Consider the following 8445-nt stretch of genomic DNA (forward strand, 5'->3'; position numbering starts at 1 on the left):
GTTGTCATTACCCCACATTACCCTACATTGTAATTCTTCTACTTTTCGGATAGGCTCTTAGTCGATTATCTTGAAGCAATTTTAGGTGTTAAAGTCGATCTCGTATTGAGAGGAGGAGTTGTACGAAAACCTGCTCTCTGGAACTACATACAAAAGGAATTAAAGTATGTCTAAACTGGAAAGCATAAAAAGAAAATAAAGCAAATACATCAATTAGGAAACAACCTGTTTCCCGATCCGGGTATGAACTGATCCGCGCCCTGCCGGAAAACCTAAAATCCAGCCTGCTGGGCATTGAGGAACTTGAAGCGGAACCGGGCGGGATACATAAAGAGGAAAGCGACGATGAGGAACCCATCCAATAATTAAACGGGATAACAGGTTAAGAAATCCTGATTGTAACCTCTGTGTTCTCCGCGTCTCAGTGGCAAGTTTTTTAGGAAGCTACAGAGTCGCAGAGTCGACTATGAACGCTGTTCATAAATGAACATGAAAAAGACGATTAACAACGAACTCAAAACTAACTTAAACGAACTCATAAGCCCGAGTTCGTATCGAGTTCGTACCAGTTCGTTGTTTTATATTAGCTGAACCACATCGGAATCTAAGATGCGATATAGTTGAACTTTTTCATACCAGGCACAGAGAGCTTATTTGAAAAGTTGGAATTATTGGATGGGCTCGGCGATGAGTAATATTTTATTAGGATTTCCAATACTTTATGAAAAGCAATCAATGATCTTTATATAGAGAGAGAAAATAATAATGATAAGGTGAAAAACTATGAAAGCTGAAAAATTGCTTGAACGCATCACACTTGATCCCAACGTTATGGCTGGAAAACCTGTGATCAGGGGAACAAGACTTACGGTGCAGTATATCCTGGGATTATTAGCGCACGGCGCTTCTGTGGAGGAAATCCTTGAAGAATACAAAGGATTAACCAGAGAAGATATAAGAGCATGTTTGCTATTTGCAACAGAATCCCTTGAAGACACCACATTTATGCCTTTGACCGCAGAGGCTTGTTAGATGCGGTTCCTTGTTGATGAATGCACAGGGCCTGCGGTAGCACAGTGGTTGCGCCGGCAAAATCATGATGTGACTTCTGTATTTGATGAGATCAGGGGAGCGAATGATAGAGAGATTATCCAGAAAGCCTGCGAGCAAGATCGCATACTGATCACAAATGATAAAGATTTTGGTGAGATTATTTTTCGAGAGAAAAAGCAACATAAAGGTGTGATACTTTTGCGTCTTGAAGATGAACGAGCTGCAAACAAAATAGCTGTACTGAACCGCTTGCTTGAAAACTATGAAAAATCCCTTCCCGGAAAGTTCATTGTTGTAACAGAAACTACTGTCAGAATAACCGGAAAAATATGAATGTTGTAAAACACAGAGTGCACAGAGTCCACAGAGCAAAACTACAACTCTCTGTACTCTCCGCGTCCTCTGTTTGTCAAAAAATCGATGCCTTTTTGCCACATGCCATGGCAAAATTGCCATCCGGGTATGAACTGACCCGCGCCCTGCCGGAAAACCTTAGATCCAGCCTGCCGGGCGTTGAGGAACTTGAAGCGGAACCGGGCGGGATACATAAAGAGGAAAGCGGCGATGAGTGAGATACCGGAAGGATTTAAGCAAACTGAGGTTGGAATTGTTCCGAGGGATTGAGAAGTGAAAAAATCTGACATTAACAATCGCAAATCAATGGGACTAAAAAAACCCGGGGCTATTATCCCCGCACCTGTTGCCTTAATAGACATGCCTAAAGGATATGAATCTTTTTTAAAGAATCTCAAGGAACGCATTATCAGCGAACGACTCAAAACCTTGCTTTCAGCCAATGCAGCAATGATAATGTTGTACTGGGAAATTGGCAAGTCCATACTTTCACGCCAACAATCCGAAGGCTGGGGCGCAAAAATCATTGACCGCCTTTCTCATGATTTGAAAGCCGCTTTCCCTGATATGAGCGGATTTTCGCCAAGAAACCTCAAATATATGCGAAAATTTGCGCAAGCATGGCCAGACAGAGAAATAGTGCAACGCACCGTTGCACAAATTCCGTGGCGCAGCAATTTAACGCTTCTGGATAAACTGGATGATCCCGAACTTCGACTCTGGTACGCGCATAAAACCCTGGAACTCGGTTTGGGTAAAGACATGCTGGTGTTTCAAATAGAAACGAAATTGCATCTAAGAGAAGGTTCGGCTGTCAATAATTTTAAAGTTGCTTTACCCACGGCTGAATCGGACATGACAGCACAGGTATTTAAAGACCCTTATATTTTTGATTTTTTAGGTACGGCTGATCCGCGTAGAGAAGCCGAACTGGAACAAAAACTGATCGACCATATCCAAAAGTTCCTTTTAGAGTTAGGACTGGGTTTTGCTTTCGTAGGAAGGCAGGTTCACTTAGAAGTTGGCGGAAGCGATTTCTATATTGATCTGCTTTTTTATCATCTTAAACTTCGGTGCTATGTAGTAGTAGAGCTTAAAGCGGGTGAATTTGACCCTGGATATATCAGTAAGCTGAATATGTACCTTAATATTGTTGATGACCTGCTGCGCCATCCTAATGATAAAAAAACTATCGGGTTACTGCTTGTTAAATCTAAAAACAAGATGATGGTTGAATATTCCCTGGCAGGCTATATCAATCCGATTGGTGTAGCAAACTGGGAACGCCAGATAACTCAATCATTACCGAAAGAATTGAACGGTATTCTCCCAAGTATTGAAGAGATTGAGGCAGAGTTGAGGGGAGAAAATGATGAGTAATATACCTGAAGGATATAAACAAACGGATGTGGGTGTTATTCCGGTGGATTGGGAGGTGAAGAAGTTGGGGGAGATCGTTAGGAAATTCGTAAATGGAGGTACACCTTCAACACAATTTGAAAATTATTGGAATGGAAATATTCCTTGGATAACAGGTGCCGATATTTTAAACCAAGAAGTTTCTGCAATTAGAAGATATATTACAAATGATGCAGTAAAGCACAGTTCAACAAATGTTATTGAAAAGGGAAACCTCTTGCTTGTATCAAGAACTGGTGTAGGTAAGTTAGCAATTGCACCATTTGATGTAGCAATAAGTCAAGATTTCACTGGAATTTATGTCAAGAATGAAGAATTACTTACAGAATATCTTTATAGATATTTTGATTTTAATCAATCTACTTTACAAAGTCAAAATCAAGGAACTTCAATACAAGGAATAACCAGAGATACTTTGTCATCAATTCCAATACCGCTCCCACCCCTCCCCGAACAGCAAGCCATCGCCTCCGCCTTAAGCGATGTGGATGCACTCATTTCCGCACTGGAGCAGCTTATCACCAAAAAGCGAAATATCAAACAGGGCGCCATGCAGCAGCTCCTCACAGGCAAGAAACGCCTGCCGGGGTTTGGTGGGGAGTGGGAAGTGAAAAATTTAGGGGAAGTGCTGAAAGTTAGACATGGCAAGAGCCAACAAGGTATAATTGATGAAAATGGTTTATACCCAATTTTAGGCACAGGTGGTGAAATTGGAAGAGCCAACATATTTTTATACGACAAACCATCTGTATTAATTGGGCGAAAAGGAACTATTGATATCCCACGGTACATGGAAACTCCATTTTGGACAATCGATACTCTTTTTTTTACGGAGGTTTCAGATAATACAAATCCAAAATTCATTTTCTATAAATTCAATCTTATAGATTGGTATTCTTATAATGAAGCGTCCGGAGTTCCCAGTCTGAACGCCTCTACAATTGAAAAAATTGAATTGTCATTTCCTCCAACAGTAAAAGAACAAACCGCCATCGCCCAGATCCTCAGCGATATGGACACCGAAATAGAAGCCCTGGAACAAAAACGGGATAAGTACAGAGCACTCAAGCAGGGCATGATGCAGGAATTGCTCACCGGCAGGACAAGGTTGGTATGAAGCCAGACGAAACGTCGGTGAAAACGTCGGTGAAAACGTCGGTGAAAATATTGGAGGCAATTAGCTCAAATAACCAGATAACTATACCGGAACTTGCAGAATTAATTGGTGTAACGACACGCTCAATCGAAAGAAACCTCCAGACCTTGCAGCAAGAGGGCAAACTTGCAAGAATCGGCTCGGCTAAAGGCGGGTATTGGAAAATTATGAGGGGATAAGTTATGCCAGCAGTAGGGCAAAAAGAACGCCTCACACAGAACCGTGTAGTAACCCTGTTCCAGAAACAACTGGGCTATGAATATCTTGGCAACTGGGAAGACCGTGAGAACAACATCAACATAGAAGAGGACATTTTACGCAAATACTTGACCGAGAGAGGCTATAGCCAGACGCTTATTGGCAAAGCCATTTACGAGCTTACAAAGGCGGCGACAAACCAGAGCAAGAGCCTGTACGACATCAATAAGGATGTTTATACCCTGCTGCGCTATGGCGTAAAGGTGAAGGAAGATGTGGGAGAGAATACCCGGACCGTATGGCTGATAGACTGGAAATATCCGGACAAAAATCATTTTGCCATAGCCGAAGAGGTTACGGTAAGAGGCGAAAACAAAAAACGCCCCGATGTGGTGCTGTATGTCAACGGCATTGCGCTGGGGGTACTGGAACTTAAGCGCAGTACCATATCCGTTTCCGAAGGGGTCCGCCAGAACATCGACAACCAGAAGCAGGTTTTTATCCGTCCGTTTTTTGCCACTATTCAACTGGTGATGGCAGGCAACGACACCGAGGGTATCCGCTATGGTGCTATAGGAACCCATGAAAAATACTACCTCGCCTGGAAAGAAGAAAGCGGCATAGAGAACACTCTTGACAGGCATATCATCCAGTTGTGCCAGAAAGATCGGTTTCTGGAGATGCTGCACGATTTTATTGTGTATGACCGCGGCATAAAGAAGCTGTGCCGTCATAATCAATATTTTGCAGTAAAGGCATCACAGGAAAGCCTGCGCAGACGCGAAGGCGGCATTATCTGGCACGCCCAGGGCAGCGGCAAGAGCCTTGTCATGGTCTGGCTCACCAAATGGATACGCGAGAATATCAAAGATGCCAGGGTGCTGATCATAACCGACCGGGATGAGCTGGATAAACAAATTGAAAAAGTGTTCAAAGGCGTTAGCGAGGACATTTATCGAACCAAAAGCGGAAGCGATCTAATTGAAAAATTAAATTCAACAACGCCATGGCTTCTCTGCTCGCTTATCCATAAATTCGGCAACAAAGAAGAAGCCGATTATGATGCATATATTGAAGACCTGAAGAAAAGTCTGCCCGGGGACTTCAGGGCTAAAGGCGATATCTATGTATTTGTGGATGAGTGCCACCGCACCCAGTCTGGCAAGCTGCATGAAGCCATGAAAAAAATCTTACCCAATGCTTTGTTGATCGGTTTTACAGGCACGCCCCTGCTCAAAAAAGATAAGAAAAAAAGCCTGGAAGTATTTGGCAAATACATTCACACCTACAAATTCGATGAAGCCGTTGCTGATAAGGTTGTACTTGACCTGCGCTACGAGGCGCGAAACGTTGACCAGAATATCACCTCGCAGGCAAGGATCGATGAGTGGTTTGAGGCAAAGACCAGAGGATTAACTGACTTTGCTAAAACAGAACTCAAAAAGAAATGGGGAACCATGAAACGTGTCCTCAGTTCGCGCTCAAGGTTAGACAAAATAGTAGCCGATATCCTGCTGGACATGGCGACAAAGGACAGACTGCAGAACGGGCGGGGTAATGCCATGCTTGTGTCAGGCAGTATTTATGAAGCATGTAAATATTATGAACTGTTTCAAAATGCGGGATTAAAAAATTGTGCGATTGTTACCTCATACACACCAACAACCAGCGATCTAAAAGGCGAAAGCACAGGCGAAGACTCGCCTACCGATAAACTGAAAAAATACGAAGTTTACCAGAAGATGCTGGATGGTAAAGATCCAGAAACGTTTGAAGATGAAGTGAAAAAGAAGTTCGTAGATGAGCCTGCCCGGATGAAGCTGCTCGTTGTGGTGGATAAGCTGCTCACAGGTTTTGATGCCCCTTCTGCTACCTATCTCTACATTGATAAAAGCATGCAGGACCACGGGCTGTTCCAGGCGATCTGCCGGGTAAACCGTTTAGATGGTGAGGATAAAGAATATGGTTATATCATTGATTACAAAGACCTGTTCAAAAGTCTTGAAAAATCAGTAGATGATTATACTTCCGGCGCATTTGATGCTTACGACAGGGAAGATGTGGGTGGATTGTTAAGTAACCGTTTGAAGGAAGCAAGGGAACATTTAGACAATGCACTTGAAAGTATCAAAGCATTGTGCGAACCTGTGGCGCCGCCAAAAGATTCTCTGGCTTATAGACGTTACTTCTGTGGCAACACGGAAAATAAAGACGAATTAAAAGAAAATGAACCAAAACGCATAGCGTTATATAAGCATACGTCCGCGCTGGTCAGAGCCTATGCCAGCATTGCCAGTGAAATGGAGAAAGCAGGTTATACGCCAGAAGAAACCGAACATATAAAAAATGATGTTAAGTATTATGAAAATGTTCGTGCAGAGGTAAAACTGGCAAGTGGCGATTACATTGATTTAAAAGCCTACGAGCCAGCCATGCGTCATTTGATAGACACCTATATCAGCGCCAATGAAAGTGAAAAAATTTCTGCTTTCGATGACATGACGCTGATCGAGTTGATCGTAAAACGGGGTGTAGATGCTGTAGCCGCATTGCCAGAAGGCATAAACCGAAACAAAGAAGCCGTAGCTGAAACCATTGAAAATAATATGCGCAAACTGATCATTGATGAAATGCCAACTAATCCGAAGTATTACGAGAAAATGTCTGCACTTCTGGATGAATTGATCAAAGAACGAAAAGAAGAAGCCAGAAGTTATGAAGAATATTTAGCCAGAATCATCGAATTAAGTAAAAAAGCAAAAAATCCCGCCAGCTCAGCCACCTATCCTAAAACACTGAATTCCAATGCAAAAAGAGCCCTGTATGATAATTTATGTCAGGATGAAGAACTTACGATGGCCCTGGATGCTGAAATTTGTCACACGAAAAAAGACGGATGGCGAGGTAATATAATAAAGGAACGCGAAGTAAAATATGCGATAAGAAAACACGTTAAAGACGATGCGGAAGTAGAACGTGTTTTTGAATTAGTAAAAAATCAGAGCGAATATTAATATGCATCAAATTAAGGTAGGCAACATATCAATAGATGTGGTAAGAAAGGATATTAAAAATCTGCATCTTGGAGTATATCCACCCAACGGCAGGGTGCGCATTGCTGCACCTTTGAAAATAGATGATGAGGCTGTTCGCCTTTTTGCCATCTCAAAATTATCATGGATAAAAAAACAGCAATTTAAATTTGAAAATCAAGAACGTCAATCAGAACGCAGGTTTGTGTCCGGTGAAAGCCATTATTACAAAGGCAAGCGTTATTTATTAAATGTTATTTATTGTAACGCTATCCCCAGAGTAGAAATTCGCAAAATAACCCATATTGATCTTTACGTCAGAGAAGGTAGCACTAAAGAGCAACGAGAAAAAGTACTTACAGAATGGTATCGCAGGCAACTTAAAGCTCAAATACCGGCACTAATTGATAAATGGCAAAAGATAACTGGGGTGAACGTGAGTGATTGGGGTATTAAGCGAATGAAAACAAAATGGGGCACATGCACTATTGCAAATCGTCGAATTTGGTTAAATCTTGAATTAGCAAAAAAGCCGGAACATTGTCTTGAATACATTATCGTACATGAAATGATACACCTTTTAGAACGCAACCACAACGACCGTTTTGTAGCCTACATGGATAAATTTATGCCACAATGGCATTTCTATAAAGAAGAGCTGAATCGCTCAATGTTGAGCCATGAAATTTGGAGTTACTAAAGATACGCGCCTAAAATCTCAATGTTATCCTTTTAAGGCGACTTTACCTCTGCCCCCATCACCATCGCCTGCTCTACCCATGCCATGTTCTTCATAATCAGTATAATTTTGCCCCGCATCGGATAGCTCTCTAAGTGCCCTTCTCGTCAACAAAAAGCTTTTATCCGCAAGGTTCTATACGGTATGTCCTTTGGTGCCTTTTCAAAGAAACTGGAAAAAGACGCATCCATCCCGGAGGAGGACGACTGGATGGAATGGGAAGCTGCCGAGAACATGCTAAAAGTCTGGATGCAAGCAGCGAAAAAGACTGGTGTAAGTGCATAGAACAGTTAAGATTTTAAAGAAAATTGTACTAAATTAATTTACGGCACTTCCGCAAACCCGATGCGCCAGCGAGGTTCAGGAGAATTAACAACGAACTCACAGCGAACTCAATACGAACTCGTACCAGTTCGGTGTTATTTCAAAATCGGTAACTACTCACCTTTTTTAAGCTAAAGCTTTGAGTATGTGCTCTTTTCCAGAGCTGAGAA

The 8445-nt window shown here is 42.2% G+C and carries 10 protein-coding genes; 9 read left to right on the forward strand and 1 reads right to left on the reverse strand.

The window, feature by feature from the left end:
• Positions 1-783: 783 nt before the first annotated feature.
• Genes ANME2D_RS05885 through ANME2D_RS05915 form a run of 8 tightly spaced genes read left to right on the forward strand, consistent with a single transcriptional unit; the run spans position 784 to position 7912 of the window.
• Positions 784-1032, forward strand: a complete 249-nt coding sequence (locus ANME2D_RS05885) for a DUF433 domain-containing protein (protein ID WP_048089790.1) — start codon at positions 784-786, stop codon at positions 1030-1032.
• Entirely contained in the window at positions 1033-1386 is a 354-nt protein-coding gene (locus ANME2D_RS05890) for a DUF5615 family PIN-like protein (protein WP_048089792.1), read from the forward strand.
• Entirely contained in the window at positions 1383-1625 is a 243-nt protein-coding gene (locus ANME2D_RS17895; RefSeq protein WP_157833980.1) for a hypothetical protein, read from the forward strand. The genes ANME2D_RS05890 and ANME2D_RS17895 overlap by 4 nt, the downstream gene beginning before the upstream one ends.
• Before the next feature lie 55 nt (positions 1626-1680).
• Positions 1681-2787: a PDDEXK nuclease domain-containing protein gene (locus ANME2D_RS05895; RefSeq protein ID WP_241763312.1), complete on the forward strand. Its 1107-nt coding sequence runs from the start codon at positions 1681-1683 to the stop codon at positions 2785-2787.
• Positions 2777-3943 carry a restriction endonuclease subunit S gene (locus tag ANME2D_RS17295; protein ID WP_048089796.1) on the forward strand — a complete coding sequence of 389 codons (1167 nt, stop codon included), beginning with the start codon at positions 2777-2779 and terminating at the stop codon, positions 3941-3943. The genes ANME2D_RS05895 and ANME2D_RS17295 overlap by 11 nt, the downstream gene beginning before the upstream one ends.
• A complete protein-coding gene (locus ANME2D_RS05905) occupies positions 3940-4161 on the forward strand; it encodes an HTH domain-containing protein (protein ID WP_048089798.1) in 222 nt (73 codons plus the stop codon). The genes ANME2D_RS17295 and ANME2D_RS05905 overlap by 4 nt, the downstream gene beginning before the upstream one ends.
• Positions 4162-4164: 3 nt before the next feature.
• On the forward strand, positions 4165-7194 hold the full coding sequence (locus tag ANME2D_RS05910) for a type I restriction endonuclease subunit R (RefSeq protein ID WP_048089800.1): 3030 nt from the start codon (positions 4165-4167) through the stop codon (positions 7192-7194).
• A 1-nt stretch (position 7195) separates the two neighbouring features.
• A complete protein-coding gene (locus tag ANME2D_RS05915; protein ID WP_048089802.1) occupies positions 7196-7912 on the forward strand; it encodes a M48 family metallopeptidase in 717 nt (238 codons plus the stop codon).
• Between the two features lie 24 nt (positions 7913-7936).
• Here the strand turns inward: ANME2D_RS05915 and ANME2D_RS18810 are convergent, their stop codons facing one another.
• On the reverse strand, positions 7937-8065 hold the full coding sequence (locus tag ANME2D_RS18810) for a hypothetical protein (RefSeq protein WP_277812909.1): 129 nt from the start codon (positions 8063-8065) through the stop codon (positions 7937-7939).
• A 30-nt stretch (positions 8066-8095) separates the two neighbouring features.
• Between ANME2D_RS18810 and ANME2D_RS17900 the strand changes: the two genes are divergently transcribed.
• Positions 8096-8236: a hypothetical protein gene (locus ANME2D_RS17900; RefSeq protein ID WP_157833981.1), complete on the forward strand. Its 141-nt coding sequence runs from the start codon at positions 8096-8098 to the stop codon at positions 8234-8236.
• The last annotated feature ends 209 nt before the right edge of the window (positions 8237-8445 follow it).

Origin of the sequence: Candidatus Methanoperedens nitratireducens (genome assembly GCF_000685155.1) — an archaeon.
GTDB lineage: Archaea > Halobacteriota > Methanosarcinia > Methanosarcinales > Methanoperedenaceae > Methanoperedens > Methanoperedens nitratireducens.

Excerpts from the sequence above, each read along its gene's own strand:
- ANME2D_RS05885 (WP_048089790.1), top strand. The coding sequence starts at position 784 with ATGAAAGCTGAAAAATTGCTTGAACGCATCACACTTGATCCCAACGTT.
- ANME2D_RS05890 (WP_048089792.1), top strand. The coding sequence starts at position 1,033 with ATGCGGTTCCTTGTTGATGAATGCACAGGGCCTGCGGTAGCACAGTGG.
- ANME2D_RS17895 (WP_157833980.1), top strand. The coding sequence starts at position 1,383 with ATGAATGTTGTAAAACACAGAGTGCACAGAGTCCACAGAGCAAAACTA.
- ANME2D_RS17295 (WP_048089796.1), top strand. The coding sequence starts at position 2,777 with ATGATGAGTAATATACCTGAAGGATATAAACAAACGGATGTGGGTGTT.
- ANME2D_RS05905 (WP_048089798.1), top strand. The coding sequence starts at position 3,940 with ATGAAGCCAGACGAAACGTCGGTGAAAACGTCGGTGAAAACGTCGGTG.
- ANME2D_RS05910 (WP_048089800.1), top strand. The coding sequence starts at position 4,165 with ATGCCAGCAGTAGGGCAAAAAGAACGCCTCACACAGAACCGTGTAGTA.
- ANME2D_RS05915 (WP_048089802.1), top strand. The coding sequence starts at position 7,196 with ATGCATCAAATTAAGGTAGGCAACATATCAATAGATGTGGTAAGAAAG.
- ANME2D_RS17900 (WP_157833981.1), top strand. The coding sequence starts at position 8,096 with ATGTCCTTTGGTGCCTTTTCAAAGAAACTGGAAAAAGACGCATCCATC.